Source organism: Sphingomonas sp. KC8 (assembly GCF_002151445.1).
Lineage (GTDB): Bacteria > Pseudomonadota > Alphaproteobacteria > Sphingomonadales > Sphingomonadaceae > Sphingomonas_E.
In genome coordinates, this window is sequence record NZ_CP016306.1 from 3,422,054 (window position 1) to 3,437,500 (window position 15,447).

General features: G+C 63.6%; 16 protein-coding genes and 1 tRNA gene (1 of these 17 running past the window's edge). 13 read left to right on the forward strand and 4 right to left on the reverse strand.

From position 1 onward, the window contains the following. Positions 1 to 61 precede the first annotated feature (61 nt). The 6 genes from KC8_RS16225 to KC8_RS16250 are packed head-to-tail and all read left to right on the forward strand — an operon-like array spanning position 62 to position 5,780. Positions 62 to 2,533 (forward strand): TonB-dependent receptor, encoded by a 2,472-nt coding sequence (locus KC8_RS16225; RefSeq protein WP_010124280.1) that lies wholly within the window; start codon positions 62 to 64, stop codon positions 2,531 to 2,533. A 57-nt stretch (positions 2,534 to 2,590) separates the two neighbouring features. Then, positions 2,591 to 3,490: an SDR family NAD(P)-dependent oxidoreductase gene (locus KC8_RS16230; RefSeq protein ID WP_010124281.1), complete on the forward strand. Its 900-nt coding sequence runs from the start codon at positions 2,591 to 2,593 to the stop codon at positions 3,488 to 3,490. 10 nt (positions 3,491 to 3,500) lie between these two features. Then, positions 3,501 to 3,851 carry a hypothetical protein gene (locus KC8_RS16235; protein ID WP_010124282.1) on the forward strand — a complete coding sequence of 117 codons (351 nt, stop codon included), beginning with the start codon at positions 3,501 to 3,503 and terminating at the stop codon, positions 3,849 to 3,851. Then, complete coding sequence (locus KC8_RS16240; RefSeq protein ID WP_010124283.1) at positions 3,844 to 4,458, forward strand: Dabb family protein; 615 nt, start codon at positions 3,844 to 3,846, stop codon at positions 4,456 to 4,458. The genes KC8_RS16235 and KC8_RS16240 overlap by 8 nt, the downstream gene beginning before the upstream one ends. 21 nt (positions 4,459 to 4,479) lie before the next feature. After that, complete coding sequence (locus KC8_RS16245) at positions 4,480 to 5,238, forward strand: SDR family NAD(P)-dependent oxidoreductase (protein ID WP_010124284.1); 759 nt, start codon at positions 4,480 to 4,482, stop codon at positions 5,236 to 5,238. Between the two features lie 38 nt (positions 5,239 to 5,276). Further along, positions 5,277 to 5,780: a hypothetical protein gene (locus KC8_RS16250; protein WP_010124285.1), complete on the forward strand. Its 504-nt coding sequence runs from the start codon at positions 5,277 to 5,279 to the stop codon at positions 5,778 to 5,780. 43 nt (positions 5,781 to 5,823) lie between these two features. Here KC8_RS16250 and KC8_RS16255 read toward each other — a convergent pair whose 3' ends face one another. After that, positions 5,824 to 7,014 (reverse strand): glycosyltransferase family 2 protein, encoded by a 1,191-nt coding sequence (locus KC8_RS16255; protein WP_010124287.1) that lies wholly within the window; start codon positions 7,012 to 7,014, stop codon positions 5,824 to 5,826. 136 nt (positions 7,015 to 7,150) lie between these two features. Here KC8_RS16255 and KC8_RS16260 point away from each other — a divergent pair, with 136 nt between their 5' ends. Next, on the forward strand, positions 7,151 to 8,185 hold the full coding sequence (locus KC8_RS16260) for an alpha/beta fold hydrolase (RefSeq protein ID WP_010124288.1): 1,035 nt from the start codon (positions 7,151 to 7,153) through the stop codon (positions 8,183 to 8,185). Next, positions 8,182 to 9,039 (forward strand): sugar phosphate isomerase/epimerase family protein, encoded by an 858-nt coding sequence (locus tag KC8_RS16265; protein WP_010124289.1) that lies wholly within the window; start codon positions 8,182 to 8,184, stop codon positions 9,037 to 9,039. Before KC8_RS16260 ends, KC8_RS16265 begins: the two co-directional genes overlap by 4 nt. Before the next feature lie 7 nt (positions 9,040 to 9,046). On the opposite strand, the gene KC8_RS16270 is transcribed toward KC8_RS16265, so the two are convergent. Further along, on the reverse strand, positions 9,047 to 10,312 hold the full coding sequence (locus KC8_RS16270; RefSeq protein WP_010124290.1) for an MFS transporter: 1,266 nt from the start codon (positions 10,310 to 10,312) through the stop codon (positions 9,047 to 9,049). Between the two features lie 147 nt (positions 10,313 to 10,459). Between KC8_RS16270 and KC8_RS16275 the strand changes: the two genes are divergently transcribed. The 3 genes from KC8_RS16275 to KC8_RS16285 all read left to right on the forward strand — a co-directional run bounded on the left by KC8_RS16275 (position 10,460) and on the right by KC8_RS16285 (position 12,289). Continuing rightward, positions 10,460 to 10,879, forward strand: coding sequence for a nuclear transport factor 2 family protein (locus tag KC8_RS16275; protein WP_138956623.1), 420 nt, complete (start codon positions 10,460 to 10,462; stop codon positions 10,877 to 10,879). Positions 10,880 to 11,053: 174 nt separating this feature from the next. Further along, a complete protein-coding gene (locus KC8_RS16280; protein ID WP_010124292.1) occupies positions 11,054 to 11,341 on the forward strand; it encodes a hypothetical protein in 288 nt (95 codons plus the stop codon). 180 nt (positions 11,342 to 11,521) lie between these two features. After that, the gene (locus KC8_RS16285) at positions 11,522 to 12,289 is read left to right on the forward strand and encodes a hypothetical protein (RefSeq protein ID WP_138956624.1); all 768 of its coding nucleotides are present in this window, start codon (positions 11,522 to 11,524) and stop codon (positions 12,287 to 12,289) included. A gap of 3 nt (positions 12,290 to 12,292) precedes the next feature. Here KC8_RS16285 and ygfZ read toward each other — a convergent pair whose 3' ends face one another. Then, positions 12,293 to 12,997 (reverse strand): CAF17-like 4Fe-4S cluster assembly/insertion protein YgfZ, encoded by a 705-nt coding sequence (gene ygfZ / locus KC8_RS16290; protein WP_138956625.1) that lies wholly within the window; start codon positions 12,995 to 12,997, stop codon positions 12,293 to 12,295. Between the two features lie 142 nt (positions 12,998 to 13,139). Here ygfZ and KC8_RS16295 point away from each other — a divergent pair, with 142 nt between their 5' ends. Then, positions 13,140 to 14,468 carry a dihydroorotase gene (locus KC8_RS16295; protein ID WP_010124296.1) on the forward strand — a complete coding sequence of 443 codons (1,329 nt, stop codon included), beginning with the start codon at positions 13,140 to 13,142 and terminating at the stop codon, positions 14,466 to 14,468. A gap of 36 nt (positions 14,469 to 14,504) precedes the next feature. Here the strand turns inward: KC8_RS16295 and KC8_RS16300 are convergent, their stop codons facing one another. Next, positions 14,505 to 15,224: a DUF1134 domain-containing protein gene (locus KC8_RS16300; RefSeq protein ID WP_010124297.1), complete on the reverse strand. Its 720-nt coding sequence runs from the start codon at positions 15,222 to 15,224 to the stop codon at positions 14,505 to 14,507. A gap of 185 nt (positions 15,225 to 15,409) precedes the next feature. On the opposite strand from KC8_RS16300, the gene KC8_RS16305 reads away from it, so the two are divergent. After that, positions 15,410 to 15,447, forward strand: a tRNA-Ser gene (locus KC8_RS16305); it runs 54 nt beyond the window's last position.

A 15,447-nucleotide genomic window follows, 5' to 3' on the forward strand; every position in this document is an offset into this window, starting at 1 on the left:
ATAGCTTCGATGCGTAACGAACCGGTGTGCAAGCCGGTCGGATCATCAGGGAGAGATGCAAATGCGGAAGTCGTTTGTGACGGCGTTGCTTGGCAGCGCTGCATTCTTCGGTTCAGTTCCCGCCATGGCGCAGCAAACAAGTGGCGCGTCCGAGCAGATCGGTATTGCTGACATTGTCGTGACCGCCCAGCGGCGCGAAGAAGCGCTGCAGAATGTTCCCGTCGCCGTCACCGCGATCGGCAGCGAACAGCTTGATCAGTTGCGCGTCACCAACGTCAAGAACCTTGCCGGTATCGCGCCCAACCTGCAGATCAACACGCAAGGGCTGCAATCCAACCCGACGATCATCATCCGCGGCATTGCTTCGGGCACGTCGAACAATGCGGTCGATCCCAAGGTCGGCATCTATCTCGACGGCGTTTATATCGGCCGCACCGTCGGTTCGGTGTTCGATCTGGCCGATATCGAACGGGTCGAAGTGCTGCGCGGGCCGCAGGGCACGCTGTTCGGCCGCAACGCCACGTCGGGCGCGATCAGCCTTGTTACCGCAGCGCCCAAGGGGGAATGGGGGCTGAAGGCGACGGGTTCCTACGGCAATTATGATGCGTGGCGCGGCAAGCTGACGCTGGACCTGCCGGCGCTGGGGCCGCTCGCGGTCAAGGTGTCGTACCTCCACGACCAGATTGACGGCGACGTCACCAACCTGATTGGCGGCCGGGTGATCGACCTCAGCCAGCGCGACCCGAGCTTCAAGCCGCAGACGCTGGCGAAGAAGTTGGGTGGGCGTAATATCGATGGCGTGCAGGTGGCCGCGCGGATCAACGCGTCGGATGCGCTGACCGTCGATTATCGCTTCGACTATACTGATGCGCGCGCGGTCGGCCGTGCGGTGCAGAGCTTCGGCCCGTTGCAGGATGCGTCGGGGCAGTTGCTTGGGCCGATCGTGAATCTGCAGGCGGTTCCGGGGATCGGGGGGATCACGAACGTCTCGAACTCGCGGCTCAGCGCTGTCGCCAACGGGTCGAGCACGGAACATGTCGTGACGCAGGGCCACAGCCTTACGTTCAACTGGGACGTCAGCGATGTGCTGACGGTGAAGAGCATCACCGCCTATCGCAAGTTCAAGCAGGATCCGAACATCTACGATCTGGCGGCATCTGGCGGCTTGAAATTCACGCTGGGACAGTTGCGCAGCCTACTGCTTGATGGTGGGGCAACGCTGTTCGATCCGGCTAATCTGCCGCAGGCGAACGACAGCTTCTATTCGCTGCTGACGTCGCGATCGACCAGCCAGAAGCAGTTCAGCCAGGAAATGCAGTTCCAGATCACGCATGATGCGTGGGAACTGACCGCCGGTGCCTTCTACTTCCACGAAAACTCACCGGCGACCGACGTTCTGGGCATCTTCCAGCCGGTGGCCAACGGTGTCGTGCTCAACATGTCGAATATCGGGCTTATTCCGAACTTGCCGGTTGGGCAGTTGCCGTTCGATCTGAACGGTGACGGTGTTGTCGACCAAAATGACTTCAATCCGTCGCTGGATTCTACATTCGGCAGCGGCGTGACGCGCACCGTTGCGATCAACGATTCGATGGCGGTCTATGGGCAGGCGACCTGGCATGTCACCGATCGGTTCGATCTGACCGGGGGTCTGCGCTACACGATCGATGATCGCCAGACGAACATCTACGAAATCGCCGGCGCACAGGGCGGCGCGCTTGGTGTGGGCAAATATAAGACGACGAACAAGAAGCTGAATTTCACCGCGATCGCCACCTTCCGGCCGACCGATGATATCACCGCTTATGCCAAAGCGTCGTCGGGCTATGTCGCGGGCGGCATTTTGAGCGGCATTCCGTACAAGCCGGAATCGCTGACGGCCTATGAAATCGGCCTGAAGACCAAGCTGTGGGACAATCGGGTGCGCGCCAATTTTGCGGCCTTCTACAGCGATTACAAGGATCTGCAGACGCAGAACTTCATCAATGGCCGGCAGTTTTTCGACAATGCCGGCAAGGCAAGCATCAAGGGCTTCGAAGCCGAAATCGACGTCATTCCCGTTCGTGGCCTGACGTTGAGCGGGAATCTGGGCTTCACCGATTTCAACTACAAGACATTCATCCTGAACAATGTCGACGTGGCGTCGTTCGCGCGGACGACCTATTCGTCCAAGTGGACCGGCCGGATTTCGGGGCAATATGATACCCCCGAATTCGGCGGTGGCGGCAATGGCTTCGCGCGCCTCGAAGGGCGTTACAAATCGAAGGCGCCGCTGGTTTCAACGCCGATCCGCGATCTGACGGGGACGATTTCGTCGCTGGAAGATCACGCGTTCACCAAGGCTTATTGGCTGGTCGATGGCCGGATCGGCGTGGCGAACATTCCGCTTGGCGGGGTGGAAACCAGCATTTCGCTGTTTGGCCAGAACCTGTTCGACGTCGATTACAACCCGTTCGGTGCGCCGGTGCTGTCGCTGACGACCACCTTCGAACGTGGCCGCACCTATGGCATCGAAGCGGGTATCCGCTTCTGATGTTCCGGGGGATGCCGCAGGCGGCATCCCCCCATTTTTTCATGAAGGACTGCAATCATGGCTGATCCCGAACAGGTCTTGTCGGGGCGGGTGGCGCTCGTCACGGGCGCAAGCCGGGGGATTGGCCGTGCCATAGCGCAGCGGCTGGCCGCTGCCGGGGCAACCGTTATCGTCAGCGCGCGTTCGCTGAACCAGGCCGGGGCCTCGCAACGGTTCGGCACCGACCAGGTGGTTCCCGGCACACTTGCCGAAACGGTGCAACTGATCGAGCAAGCAGGCGGCCGGGCGATTGCGGTTGCCGCCGATCTGGAAAAGCCGGAGGAACGCGACACGCTGGTTGCACGCGCCGTGGCGGCTGCGGGGCGGATCGACATCCTCGTCAACAATGCCGGCTTTGCCGATTATGCCCGCGTCGATGCGATGAGCCTCGATACGTTCGACCGCACATTCGCCCATTATCTGCGCGCGCCGTTCCAACTGGCGACGGCGGCGATCCCGCACATGAAGGCGCAAGGCAGCGGCTGGATCGTCAATATCGGATCGGTGACGGCGCTGCCGCCGACGCGGCCCTATCCCGATTATGCCCGGGCCGGCGGCGACGTGGTTTATGCGGCGATCAAGGCGGCGCTTCACCGCTTCACCCAAGGCCTGGCGGCCGAGCTTGTCGACCATGGCATCGCCGTCAATGTCGTCGGCCCATCGACGGCGATCCGCACGCCAGGCGCTTCGCAATTGATCCCCGATGACTATCCGACCGAGGATGTGGAATATCTGGCTGAGACGGTGCTGGCCATGTGCCATCGTCCGGCGGTGGAACGGACGGGACTGATCGCTTTTTCGATGCACTATCCGCATAGTCAGCGGCTGACGGTGCGCACGCTCGATGGCAACGATACCATGCCGCCGCGCGAACCGCCGGCATTCTCGCACCCGGCGATCGCGCCGGCCGGATTCTGAAGGAGACGCCATGGGCGCCGATACGACCATCTTTGTGATCGACGAAATCACAGCCCTGCCGGGACGTGGCAAGGAACTGCTTGCCGCCTATCGCGAGCGCTATGCACCGGGGGCGGAGGCGCGCGGGATGACGCTCGATCGCATCCTCGTGTCGCCGCCGATGTGGCTGAATGATGATAGCAATACCATTCAGATCAGCTGGACCTTGAAGGGCGCCGCCGCCTGGTGGGGGATGAGCTTTCAGGGGCGCAACGATCCGGCGGTGGCCGACTGGTGGGCCGAGGCCGACGAGATGATCGTCCGCCGCAACCGATACTTCGCAACCGCCGAAGCCGATATCGCGGAGATCACCCATGTTTAGTCTGGTCAGCCTTGTCCATCTTGCCGAAGGCGCCGGCGATGATGTGTCGGCCGCACTGGCGGGGCTTGGTGCCGCGACCGCGCCGACGATGCCGGGCGTGTTCAACGGCGGCGATCTGATCGCGCATTTCGATTTTGCCGATGAGGATGCGTATCGCGATGCGCTGCCGGCGATCGATGTTGTGCTGGAAGGATCAGGCGTGACGCGTTCGGATGGCGCCTTCTATCGCCACGGCCGCCATGGCGTGGGCGAACCCGGCCTTGCGAGCGGCGTCTATCGCGCGCTGCTGCTGAGCGTCGATCGCCCGGTTGCAGCCGATGTGCTCCACCGTTTCGAGGCGGAAACGGTAAGGATGCCGCATTATATCCCCGCGATCCGCAACTGGCGATTGAGCCGGGTGATCGAACCGCGTGGCGAGCGCCGCTGGACCCATGTCTGGGAACAGGAATATGCGAGCATCGACGGGCTGATGGGCCCCTACATGCTCCACCCCTATCATTGGGCGCATATCGATCGCTGGTTCGATCCTGAATGCCCCGACTGGATGATCGACACCCGGCTTTGCCACAGCTTCTGCGCCTTCGGGCGGACGGTGCTGGGCGGCTGAACGAACACGGAGCATCACGACATGCGCGGACTGGATGGCAAGGCGATCCTGATTGCAGGCGGGGGCGGCGGAATCGGCGCCGCCGCGGCAGAACGACTGGCTAGCGAGGGCGCGCGCGTCGTGGTGGGCGATCTGTTCATGGACGGCGCCGAGCGGTGTGCGGAACGTATCCGCGCAGCGGGCGGGGATGCGTTTGCGATCGCGTATGACCAGGCGGATGAAGCGTCGATCGCGGCGCTTGTCGCTACTGCCGCCGAACGGCTGGGGGGCCTCGATGCGGTGCTGGCCAACGCGGCGGACATGCAGGCGATCATGGTGGATGGCGATGCGATCACCTGTCCGCTCGACGTGTTCGACCGGACCATTCAGGTCGATATGCGGGGCTATTTCCTGATCGCGCACCATGCGTTGCCGCATCTGATCGCCAGCAAGGGTGCGATCGCCTTCACCAGTTCGGCATCGTCGGTGATCGGCGAGCCGGAACGGGTGGCCTATGGCATGGCAAAATCGGGCGTGAACGCGCTGATGCGGCACATTGCATCGCGCTGGGGCAAACAGGGCGTGCGATCGAACGCGATCCTGCCGGGTTTCGTCTACACCGAAAAGACCCGCGATCATTTGCCCGAAGAGTTTCGCCGCCACGCCATTGCCGGCACGCGCAGCACGCGGCTGGGTGAGCCGACCGATATCGCCGCGATGGTGGCGATGCTCTTTTCCGATGATGGCTTGTGGATCAACGGCCAGACGCTCAGTGTGGATGGCGGCGCCACGATGCGGTGAAGGATCGGGCGCTGAAATCCACATAAAGGAGAGGGTTGATGGAAAAGCAGGCGATGTCGCCGGTGAAGGGGCTGGGAATCCTGCTTGCCGTGATTCTGGTGATCGGTGGGTATATTGCAGTGGCGGTGGCGCTGCACCTGAGCGAATTGTGGGCGGGCTTTTTGTTCCTGCTTTACTGGTCGATGGCAGAAGAGGCCAAACCCGATCGCATCGTCAAAGCCGCGACCGGATCGTTCGTCGGTGCGGGCACGGCGGCGCTGATGGCGCTGCTGCCCGCTGCAATCGGCGCAGGGCCGGGTATGGCGGTGTTCGGCGCGGTCGTGCTGGTGCTGGTCTATGCGATGATCATGGGCTGGGCGCGGGTTGCGGTGAATATGGGGACGATGATCTTCCTGACCGTGGCGACGATCCCGCATATCGTGGGCCATGCCGATTATAAGCAGATCTTCTTCGGGATCGCATCGGGCATCGCTTATTTCGGCGGGCTGGCGCTGATCGCGGCGGCGGTGGCCAAGCGTAAGGCGTTGGCGGCGCAGGCGTAACCACGCATAGTCCCGCCATTGCCGCCGATGCGGAGTGGCGGGGCTATTCCCGCTCGGTCCTGATCCAGCGGGTTTCGCCGCCACGAACGAGGCGCAGATAGATCGGCAATTTCCACAGCAGATAGAAAGGCAGGCGCAGGATCGTGCCCAGCCCCATATAGGCGCGGCCATGGCGTGCCCATGCGGCGATGACGAGCAGCGTGTTGACGGTGAACAGGGCTGCTGCCGCCCCGAACGAGGCGGGGGCCATTCCAGCCAGCAGCAGCCCGCCGAGCAGCAGCAGGACCGCCCCGTTCAGCGCCATCAGCAAAGCCAGCGGCGGGGTGAGCAGATGCAGCCCGGTCCAAATCAGGGCGGGGCGGGCGTGGCGCAGCCCTTCGCCGATCAGCGGCACGGCCTGGCGACGGGCGACGGTGATGAAACCGTTTTCCCAGCGGGTGCGCTGGGTAAGTGTGCCGTCGGTGGTGCTCGGCTGGGTCCACACCCGCGCGCCCGGATCGAATAATGGTGCGTGGCCGTCGCGGGTGAGATCGATCCCCAGCGCCAGATCCTCGACGATATTGTCGGTGGCGAGAGCCGCCTGTTCGAAGATCGTCCACGGAAAAGCCATGCCCGATCCGGTGAGCAGCGCCGGCGCGCCGATCGCGCGGCCGCCATTTTGCCGGACGAGATTCTTCACGAGGAAGGCGAAATTGGAAATCTGCACCATCGGTGCCGCATCGCGGCGGGGCACGAGCAGATAGGCGGCCTGCACCGGGCGCCCCCGTGCCACCGCGAGCGCGGCGATCCGTTCGAGCGCGCCGGGTTCGGCGGTGCAATCGGCATCGATCACGATCGCTGCGCGCGGTGGGCGGGCGCGCAGATGATCGCGGCCGAAGGCAAGCGCGAAGCCCTTGCCGCGCCGATCGGGATCGGTTCGTTCGATCACCTCTGCCCCGGCGTCGCGCGCGATTGCGGCGGTGGCGTCGGTGCAATTGTCGGCGACGACCAGCATGCGCACGGCTGCTGGCAGCACGGCTTTGAGCGATGCGATGATCGCGGCGATGCCGGCGGCTTCGTCATGCGCGGGGATGACGAGAGCGATGTCCCCTGGCGCGAGCGGGGGTGTGGCATCGCGCCGATTGCCGGCGGCCAGCCCGACAGCCATTTCAACCGCGAACACCGCGCCGACCAGCGCCACGGGCGCGAAGATGGCCCAGCCGAAAATGCTCAGGAGCAAGGGAATCGTGATCATCGGTGCCCGGCATCGCACAGCCGGGCCGGCGGATAAAGCGCCACTGAGCGAAGCGCACTTCATGTCTTCATTTCGATAGCGCCCCCTTGCCCGATACGCGGCCTCGCCCGATTGAGAAGCAAAAGCGGAGGAATGGATGCGCGAAGAACGGATCGATGTGGGCGGCGTGGCAATCAACGCGGTGATCGCGGGGCAAGGCCCTCTCGTCCTGATGATCCACGGCTTTCCCGGCCTGTCCTGGTCGTGGCGGCACCAGATGGCGCCGCTGGCGGAGGCCGGGTTCATGGCGGTCGCGATCGATTCACTGGGTTATGGCAAAAGCGATCGTCCGGCAGATCCGGCGTTGTACGATTCCGATCATATGCAGGCCTATTTGCTGGCGATCCTCGATCATTTTGGGGCGGAGACGGCATTCATCATCGGCCAGGATTTCGGCGCGCAATATGCGTGGAACCTGGCGGTCCGCGCGCCCGAACGGGTCCGCGCGCTGGTGACGACAATTCCCTATGACTATGATCTTGCAGGCCGCGCGATGCTCGGATCGCAGCCGACCCTGCCGCCGGGAACCCCGCCACAGCCGGTGATGGCATCGACCGATCACCCGCCATCGACCCGCTTTGCCGCGATGGCCGCGGAGCATTTTCTGCACTTCCATTATTTCCAGCAGGTCGGCCCGGCCGATCGCGAACTGGCGGAAAAGCTGCCGGAATTCCTGAAGCGCGATTTCTATGCGCTGTCAGCCGAGGGCAATCTGTGGAACTGGCTTGACGTGCCGAGCGAGGGCAGCGGTTATCTCGATGCGCTGCCGCCGACGCCCGATCTGCCATGGCGCTGGTTGAGCGAAGCGGAGTTTGCCGGCTTCGTCGATGGCTATATGCACCCGGACGTGACCAAACGGGTGATCGGCGGGCTTAATTCCTACCGCACCGCGGACGCCAATTGGGAAAGCGGCCGCGCGTGGGCGGACCATGACGTGACCGTGCCGACCCTGTTCGTTTACGGCGCGAAAGACCCGTCGTTCGGTTTCTTCCCCGAATGGCGCGAACGGATGGAAAAGCGCGTGCCGGGTCTTGAGGGAATTGTCGAGGTGGCCGACGCTGGCCATTTCATCCAGCAGGAACAGCCGGACGCCTTCAACCGCGTTCTGATCGATTTTCTGCAAAGCCGATGAACTGGACCCTGCCCTGGACCGCGCATCTGGGCCTGCGTGGGCCGGATGCGCCGCTGTTCCGTCATTCGGCGCGATCGGTCGATCCGCTCGATCAGATCGATTTCATCGCCGATCTGGGCTTTGCTGGCGTGCAGGACAATTATGCGGCGTTGCGCCCGGCCGATGAACAGACGCGGGTGGCCACGCATGCGGCGCGGCGCGGGCTGCGGATGGCGAGTTTCGTCCATGATCCGCTGGGTTGGAACCTGCCGCGCTGGAGCGCGGTGGAGGCTGATGGGCGCGCGGCGCTGAAGGCTGAACTGGGCCATTCGCTGGATACCGCGCGCCGGATCGGTGGACGGACGGTGATCTGCGTTGCCGGGTTCGATCCTGCGCGCGACAGGGCGGCACAGCTGGCGGCGATGGCCGATAATCTGCGCATGGCGGGGGATGACGCGGCCGCCGCCGGGGTGATGTTGTGCGTGGAGATGACGTCGCCGCGCTGGCTGCCCGATATGCTGGTCGAACGGTTCGACGATGCAATCGCCGTGGTGCGCACCGCGAACCACCCGGCGGTGCGCCTGATGTTCGATGCCGGCCATGTCGCGATGAATGGCGATGACCCGCTGGCGGCGTTCACCCGCGCGGCGGATCTGATCGGCGCTGTCCAGCTGGCGGATATGCCGATGGGTGACGGGCCGGGGCGTATCGATGTCGGTGGCGGGACCATCGATTGGACGCCGCTGCTGCAGGCGATCCGCGTTTCGGGTTATGCTGGCCTGTACGAAATCGAGTATGAGGCCGAAGGCGATGGCCTTGCGGGCGAGACGCAACTGACCGATCGCCTGCGCAAGGTGGACGCGGCACTGGCCTGACGAATGCTTATCGCTGTGGTGTGCAGGCCCCCGGCCGCGTCAGGGAAATGAGGATGAACGCCAGCACGACCATGCCCAGCAGGCCATAAAAGGCCAGATCATAGCTGCCCGTCGCGTCGCGTACCCGGCCGACGGCATAGAGCGTCGCGATCGACAGCGGCTGCATGCCCAGTGCCATCGCCCCGAGCGCCGTGCCGAAACTGCGCGATCCGAAACTGTTGGCGGTCAGCACGGTCCACACCGGGAATACGCCGCCGATCGCAAGTCCGATCAGCGCAAAGGCTGCTAGCATCGCCCAATAGCCGGGCCAGACGATATAGAAGCCGAGCAGGACGATGTGGCACAGGGCAACAACGGCTGAAACCTTGCGCACGTCGATATGATCCGCCAGCCAGCCGGCGGCCAGCTTGCCGATCACCGCGGAAATGCCGCCGACCGAGACGAGCCAGGAGGCATCGACGAGCGAAATGCCCTTCGTCTTGAAGTAGGGTCCGTTGGTTTGGATCAGCGTCTGATCGCTTGCCAGCATCAGGCCGCAGCCGAACATGATCAGCCAGAAATTGCGCTGGCGCAGCATCGCCCGCAGCGTCCAGACGGGTTCGTCGACCGGGTTTTGCCCGGTGACCGCGTCGGGAACGATCTCGCCACCCGCGATCAACTGCGCTTCGGTTGGCCGGTCGCGCATCAAAAGCAAAGCGACAGCAGCGATCACGACGCTGACGCCGATGCCGATCGACAGGGCCGCCGTCCGCCAGCCGAATGATTCGATCGCATTGGCGGCGATGGGAGACATCACCGCATTGCCAAACGACGTAGCGACAGCGATGATACCGATGGCCAGACCGCGGCGACGGCGGAACCAGCGTGCGGTTATCGCATTCGCAGCGATCGCCCCAGATGCCACCATGCCGAAGGCGATCGGACCAGCGGCCGCGATCATCATCACTTTCAGCGAATCCGCGGTGGCCAACAGCACAAAGCCGCTGCCGAACAGCGCGGCCCCGATGCAGATCATCAGCCGGATCGGCAGGCGATCGATCAACTGGCCGACCAGCGGCGACCAGATCATCATGCCGACCAGCAACGTCATGATCCCGATATTGGCTTGCACGTAAGTCAGCCCGAAATCGCCGACCAGAACGGGGACGAAGAAGGTGAAGGAATAGATCGTCGCGCCGACGGTGAGCATCGCGCAGGTAAAGCCGGCGATCACGACCAGCCATCCGCGATAGGGTGTTCGGCCAGACGGCCGGACGATGCTGCTCTGCTCCACGCGCTTGTTCCTCCCCGATTTGCGATCTTGATGGCCGCTTTGACTACGCATCCTACAGGAACATGCTGCTTCGTCACGGCATTTCCGCAAGGATGGCCACAGACCGTCTCGACTTGATTCGGGGCGACGACGAGATGGGAGATAATGATGGGCGTTGAGGACAATGTGGCGGTGATGCGCCGTTTCTTCGCGGCGATGAATGCGGGCGACGTCGCGACGATCGTCGACAGCTATGCCGATGATGGCCGCTGCGTCACGATGGGCGGCACGCTGATTTCGGGGAGTTTCGACAAGCAGCAGGTGGCGATGGCGGCGGGCCGGATCTACGAGGCGTTTCCAGAAGGGGTTCGGTTCGAGATCCATGAAATCACTGCGCAGGATGATCGCGTCGCGATCGAGGCGGAATCCTTTGCGCGGCATGTTTCCGGCAAGGATTACAATAATAAATATCATTTCCTCGCGCGATTACGCGATGGTCGCATCGTCGAGTTTAAGGAATATTGCGATACCGAGCAGATTACCGATGTGATCTGTGGCGGCGCGCGCCCACAGGGGCCAGCAGCTTGAAAGTTATGCTTCGTCACTGAGAAACAATTCTGCGAGTCTTTCCGATTCAGAATCGAAAATTAGCGCTTGAGCGACTCGGATGTATGCGGCATGGCGCTCGCACGCGCAGCATAGATTGCCATGCGCAACGCATTTTGAGGGGTGATCCCCCAGTTTTGATTGGAAAGGCTCAATATGAACATGTTTTTGCTGCGCGGCGCGCTTGCTCTCTCGTTGGTCGTTCCGGCTGTTGCCATCGCGCAGCCGGCTGATACCGCCGCCGCCGCTGTGGCCGTGAAGAAGGGCTTCTCGCTCGTCGACAATACCGGCAAGAAACTGGGCCGCGTCGAGCAGGTTCGTGAGAGCGACGGTTTCGCCACCTTCATTTACAACACCAAGATCTATCGCGTGCCGCTGGCGACGATCAGCGTCGAAGGCCGCGTCGCCAAGACGTCGCTCGCCTGGGCTGACATCAAGGGCTGATTTTCCCGTCCCTCCCCCGTGCGCGGGGGAGGGCATTCGGCAACCGGCATGTATCGCTGTTGCCAACCTGCTTGCTTTCACAGACCGGCGCGCGGAAAAGCCAGCCGGAGAATCGGCATTTCGTGCCCCGCCGCGGCTCGCATTTCATGACAATCGGGGCATGCGGAGCATCGCCGCCTGATGAGCGAGCCTATTGATCACCGGACCAGACCAGACGCCGCGCCACTCATGCCGGGTGAAGCTGGATTGAGGCGAACGGTGCTCGTCGATCCGCGTCCGGGACGCGTATCCGCGTTCGTCGAAGACGATTTCCACCATTTCGAAATCACGCTCGACCATCGCGATGGCCGCATCACCAATGTCGCGGCAACCACGATCCGCCATCCGTGGACAACATGCGCCGGCGCCGGGCCGCTGCTTGTCGAGCGCCTGAAAGGGACGGCGCTGGCGGATGCGGCCGGCTTTGATTCGGTTCTGTCGCATTGCACGCACCTGTTTGATCTGGCGGTGTTCGCAGCGAACAAGGCGTCGGGCGATCGGCCTGAACTGTTCCGCATGATCGTCACGGACATGGTGGACGGCAAGCGCATGGCGACGATCGATCGCAATGGCGAACCTGTTCTCACCTGGCATCTCGACCGGGAAACGATCCTGCCGCCGCATGGTTCGGCGGGACGAAGCCTGCGCCAGATCAAGCATTGGTCGGCCGATCTGGAACCGCGCGAACGGGAAGGCGCGATGCTGGTGCGGCGCGCGGTGTTCATTTCGCTGGGGCGCCTGTTCGATCCCGATCTGGACCGGGATGTGCCGAACCCGCCGCCGGGCGCCTGCTTTGCCCACCAGCCGGAAAATTTCGACCCCGATGCCCGTGCGTGGGGTTCGCGCCGCGACTTCACGAATGCACCGCTGGGGCCGCTGGCGGGGCGGGTAGCGACGATCTTCGGCTGAGGATTATTCGGCGACGGCGCGCGCCAGCCAGTCCGGCAGCATCGCCGGATCGAGCGTTTCGACCCGCCGGAAAACGACGCCCAGCCCCAGCGCCGGATAGATTGCCCGCAGATCGGCGGCGTCTTCGCCCGCAAGCGGGAGCACGACCAGCCGGCGGTTGACCTTGCTGCGATGGTGCATTCGCGCGGTATTTTCCTGCCCGACATAGCAGCCCTTGGTAAAGCTGACGCCGTTCAGTTCGCGGCCGTTCGCTTCCAGCCACAGCGTCTTGTCCTGCCCGAATTCGGCGGATCCTTCCGGTACGCCGGCCATAAGGCGGTGCGCCTGCCAGGCAGGGCTGGCATCGCCTTCGGCCGGTGCGGCGATCCATCGCCGACCCAGCAGGGCAAGGCGCGGATCGGCAACGCCCGCCTCGCCATCATCCGCCCAGTGGACTGCCAATGCCGGATCCCGTGCGATCGTGACCGGTCGGCGCAAGCGATAGAGGCTGAGCCGGCGGACCAGCGCATCGGCCTGCGTTGCCTCGCAATCGATCAGGATATCGTCGCCATCGGCCCAGAGCAGGAAATCGAACAGCACCTTGCCCTGCGGAGTGAGCAGCCCCGACCAGGCGGGCAGGGGGCCTTCGACATCGTTGGTGACGAGGCCCTGGAGAAAGCCGCGTACATCTTCGCCCGACAGGCGAATGACGGCACGATCGGCGAGCATGGTTGGGCGCGTGGCGGTTTGGGTGGCTTGCTGCATGTGGAAGAGTTAGGGAGGCGAAGATCGAAAAGAAACCCGTCCGTGTCGCGGCGATCGCGATACGGCGCTGGAAACGTCCCGCGAACGCCGGGGACGAACGGAGACCATGATGCCCACCCACGATCTGATCCTGAAGAACGGCACCGTCTGGACACCCGGTGGACCGGTTGAAACCGATATCGCCGTGACCAGCGGCAAAATCGAACGGATCGGCAATGTCGGCGCCGCCGGCGAGGTGATCGATTGCACGGGCCTCACCATTTTGCCGGGCGTGATCGACAGCCAAGTCCATTTCCGCGAGCCGGGGCTGGAAGCCAAGGAGGATCTGGAAAGCGGCAGCCGCGCCGCGGTGCTGGGCGGGGTGACCGCCGTGTTCGAAATGCCGAACACCAAGCCAAATACCGATACACCGGCCGCGCTGGCCGACAAGATCGCCCGCGCCGAAGGGCGGATGTGGTGCGACCATGCCTTCTATGTCGGCGCGACCGCAGACAATGCCGACCATTGCGCGGAACTGGAGCGCCTGCCGGGGGCGGCTGGCATCAAGATATTCATGGGTGCATCGACCGGCAGCCTGCTCGTCGCCGAGGATAAGGCGCTGGAACGCGTGCTGCGATCGGGCACGCGCCGCGTGGCGATTCATGCCGAGGACGAAGCGCGCATGAACGCGCGGCTGGGCGAACGGATCGAGGGCGATCCGGCATCGCACCCCGTTTGGCGCGATGATGAAAGTGCGCTGCTGGCAACGAAGCGGATCATTGCGTTGGCGCGGCGGACCGGACGGCGGATCCACATCCTGCACATCACCACGCCGGCCGAACTGGAATATATTGCCGGCCACAAGGATATCGCCACCTGCGAAGTGACGCCGCAACATCTTACCCTGGCGGGCGAAGACGCCTATCCGCGGCTGGGCACTTTCGCGCAGATGAACCCGCCGATCCGATCGGGCGCGCATCGCGACGGCTTGTGGCACTGGCTCAATCAGGGCGTGCCCGACGTGCTGGGATCGGACCACGCGCCGCATCTGCGCGAGGAAAAGGCCAAGGCTTATCCGGCGTCGCCATCGGGGATGCCCGGCGTGCAGACCTTGCTGCCACTGATGCTCGATCATGTCGCGGCCGGACGGATGAGCTTGCAACGGCTGGTCGACCTTACCTCGGCCGGCCCGCAGCGCGTGTTCGGGCTGGTCACCAAAGGCCGGATCGCGGCCGGCTATGACGCCGATTTTTCGATCGTGGACTTGAAGGCGCGGTGGACAGTGGAGGAAAATTGGCTCGCATCGAAGTGCGGCTGGTCGCCTTTCACCGGCATGGAACTGACCGGCAAGCCTGTGGGTACGATCATTCGCGGCCAGCGGGTGATGTGGGACGGGGGGCTGGCCAATGCGGCCCAAGGCCGGCCGGTGCGCTTCGAAGCGACTTACCGGCCATGATCGCCAAGCGGGCCGGTGCGATCGGCCCGCCCGGGATCAGAAGGGCAGCAGCTTCGATTTCTCGCTGAACTTCATATAGCCGACATTGGCGCCCAGCCGCCAGCCGACGCCAAGGCGGATCGGGATCAGGACGACATCGCCGCGGCGCAGATAGCTGGCGGTGAATCCGCCGATGACATAGGCTGTGCCTTCTACCGCGGGGAAGCGCTTATAGAGTTCCTGACTGTCGTAGAGATTGTAGATGAGCACGAAGGTCTTGGCGCCATTTGCGCCGAAATCGAAGCCGACGGACGGGCCGGTCCAATAGACCGGGCGCTGCCCTTCGACCTTGTGGAACATCGTCCCCGAACCATAGCGTACGCCGATGGCGAGTGCGCCGCCCGCTTCGCGCCCGACGATATAGCCATTGGGCTGGCCCTGATCCTTGAGAATGCCCTCGATCATCTTGGCAAGCCCTTCGGCGCCGCGTCCGAACACGCCCTCTGCTGCGGCGAGGACGTCATTCTCCTGATAGGTCGCGCTCGGGTCCGTCGTGGTCGTGGTGGCAGCCTGCGGCGCAGGGACGGATTCGACCGGCACCTGATCCGCCGTCGGTACAACGGCGGTGCCGTAATCCGCTTCGCTCTGGGGGACGGGGGTAACGTCGGACTGGATGGCCGCATTGGGATCGACCATCTTCACTTGGGCCGCGACCGGGCCTGTGGCCAGCGCGAAGGCGCCGATACCAAGCAGACAGGTAACAAGGAATTTAGGCATTAGAACGTCCCCCGGAGGCGGCCAAACAGCGGACGTTAACGCTATAACGCCTTGCCCGGCAATGAACGGGCGACGATCCGAGTCGATCCCGCGCTGACCCGAGTCATGCTGAACGCAAGTAAGTTGCAACAGCCGGTTGATCCCCCGCAATGTCCTCGCTATAGCCCGCGAACCAAGCCGATCCCGGAGACGTGGGTGAGTGGCTGAAACCAACGGTTTGCTA